This is a genomic window from Gordonia sp. NPDC003425 (genome assembly GCF_053588635.1).
The window spans coordinates 1-2636 of sequence record NZ_JBSFQI010000036.1 but is presented as its reverse complement, the minus strand read 5'-3'; the positions used below and the strand labels follow the sequence as shown (position 1 = coordinate 2636).

At 65.0% G+C, this 2636-nt stretch carries 2 protein-coding genes; both read right to left on the bottom strand.

Annotation, left to right across the window (positions count from 1 at the left end; all coding sequences use genetic code 11):
• Positions 1 to 123: 123 nt before the first annotated feature.
• The gene (istB, locus tag ACWDTD_RS20410) at positions 124 to 894 is read right to left on the bottom strand and encodes an IS21-like element helper ATPase IstB (RefSeq protein WP_240860161.1); all 771 of its coding nucleotides are present in this window, start codon (positions 892 to 894) and stop codon (positions 124 to 126) included.
• Positions 891 to 2420: an IS21 family transposase gene (gene istA, locus ACWDTD_RS20405; RefSeq protein WP_449748939.1), complete on the bottom strand. Its 1530-nt coding sequence runs from the start codon at positions 2418 to 2420 to the stop codon at positions 891 to 893. The genes istB and istA overlap by 4 nt, the downstream gene beginning before the upstream one ends.
• Positions 2421 to 2636 lie beyond the last annotated feature (216 nt).

Genomic DNA, 2636 nt, shown 5'->3' with positions numbered 1-2636 from the left:
TGTCAAGGGACATGTAGAACTGCCCACTGGTGGCCATCAAGACTGCCCGTAGGCGGTCACGTGGGGGTGCCCGGTGGCGGCCATGAAAGTGCCCACGAGACCACCACCGGGTTCGAGTTGGGGTTAGGTCAGGGCGGTGACTCCTTTCCCGGTGAGGGCTTGGGCCAGGCGCACGGAGTCGCCGCTGGTTTGGCAGAGGTGTGCGTGGTGCAGCAACCGGTCCACGGTGGCGGTGGCCAGCGTTTTGGGCATCAGCTCGTCGAATCCTGACGGGTGCAGGTTGGAGGACACGGCGACGGATTTGCGTTCGTAGGCGGCTTCCACGACGCGGTAGAGCCCTTCGGCGGCATCGGTACCCACCGGCAGCAGGCCCACGTCGTCGATGACGATCAGTTCGGCGCGCACGATTTTGGCGATCGCTTTGCCGAGGGTGTCATCGGCCCGGTGGGCACGCACGAGGGTGCCGAGTTGTTCGAGACTGAACCAGGCCACCGGCATACCCGCTTCGATCACTTTCTGCCCGAGGGCTTCAAGGAAGAATGTTTTACCGGTCCCGGCGGGCCCACACACCACGAGGTTCTCCCGCCGACCGACCCATTCGAGAGTTTGCAGGGCGTGTTGGGTGGGGATCGGGATAGAGGAGGCGGTCTCGTCCCACACGTCGAAGGTTTTGCCGGTCGGGAAGCTCGCCGCTTTGCGTCTGGAGGCGAGCATGGAGCGGGCGCGGCCGGCGGCCTCTTCGTCGAGGAGTGCTTTGAGGACGTCGGCGGGGTCCCAGCGTTGGGCGCGTGCGGTCGCCAGCACCTCGGCGGCGATGGCGCGGGCATGGGGCAGGCGGAGTTGTTTCATCAACGCTTCCACCTCGGCGGGCAACGATGCCAGTGTCGTGGTCATCGACCATCCTCCTCGGTGACGTCATCACTGTTGTCGATCATGGTGGTGCCCAGCATGTTCCATCCTTTGGTGCCTTGTGCCAGTGAGGTGGTTTCCGAGGCGTGCGCGCGGGTCAGGTCGAGGCCTTTGCTGGCCAGTACCGAGTCGAGGTCACCGGTGGCGAAGCGGCCATGCACCGCGGCATGCCCGAGTGCCCAGTCCACATCGGTGTGGCCGTGCAGGGCCGCCAACTCGACGGCGTGGGCCATTTTCTGAAACATGCGTTCGGTCCCGACGGCAGCGGCTTCTTTCAACCACAACCCCGCACCCTCACCGATCGCCAGGAACGACCGCTCGGCATCGGTGCGGGCCCGAATCCGGTAGTCGCCCGGCATTTTCGGGTGATACCCGGGGAAATGGGCGTCATCGACGGCCGGGATACCCCGAGTGGTTCGGGCATGGCGGGCCACCTCGCTCGGCCCACCCGCATCCAGGGCGCACACGATGACCTCATCGCTGCCGGAATGGTGCCGCACCCACACCGACTGACCCAATAGCGTTGCCGGAACCGAGTATTGACAGTGGTCGAAGGTGATCATCGGGGTGTTGTCGGGAACCCGGCGGGTCACTCCCAACCCCGTCGTGTGTGGCATGTCGGGGATCGGATGCAACCGCTGTCGTTCCTCGGCGAGCATCTCCACCGGACGCCGCCCGGTTGCCCGGTGCTCCCGATCATTGATCTGGGCCATGAACTGCTCACACGCCGCCTGCACCTGGGTGAACGACTCGTAGGCGTCGAGCAGGTTGGTGTCGGTCGGCACGATATCGGCTTTGGCCAGCTTCACCGCGTTTTCCACCCCGCCCTTGGTGGCGGGGTCGGCGGGCTCGCAGGTGAGCACGCTGACGCCGTAGAAGCGGCCGAAGCTGACCGCATCACGGTTGCGGACCGGAACCCCGGCGATATGCCCGGTGGTGACGGTTTTCTCGTTGTCGGTCAACACATACGTCGGGGCGCCACCGAGAATCCGGAACACCCGGTCCAGGCCGGCGAACACGCTCGGCGCGGTCCGATCACGCAACGGGATCACCACCCGATACCGGCACCACGCCAGCCACGCCACCAACAACACGACCTTGCGGCCATCAACGAGTGGGCCGTCACCGAAGTCGTACTGCAACCACAGCCCGGGTTCGGTGATCCACGGCCGGTGGACTCGTGTGTTCCCCAGTCGCCATTGGGTTTTCACTTCCGCGACCGCACGGCGGGTGGTGCGTTGCGCGCCGGTGAAACCCAACGCGACGAGTTTCTCGTGTGCTTTATCGGCGCGGATTTTGCCGCGTGACTCGGTCACCCATCGTTCGATCTGCGGTAGGAAATCGTCGATCAGCCGGGCCCGGCGCACCGCCGGCGCCAACCCCGCAGCCCGATCCTCGACCGCCTTCTTCACCGTGTGATGGGAGCAGCCGCACAACGCGGCCGCCGCCCGATACGACCCCGTCAGGTCGTAGGCATTGAGTATGTCCATGAGTTCTCCGTCAGACTTCAAGAGGGTCTCTCTCGTGAGGTTCCGATACGACTAGGCATCGACATCGAAACCAACGGGAGAGGCCCCCACAGCGCAGACGCGCCGGATCAACAAGAAGACGTGGGCAAAATCGTGGCCACCAACGGGCACCTACCTGACCGCCAGCGGGCAGTCCTTATTGGCCGTCAGCGGGCACTTTCATGGCCGCACACGGGCAGTTTTTCATGGCCGTCGACA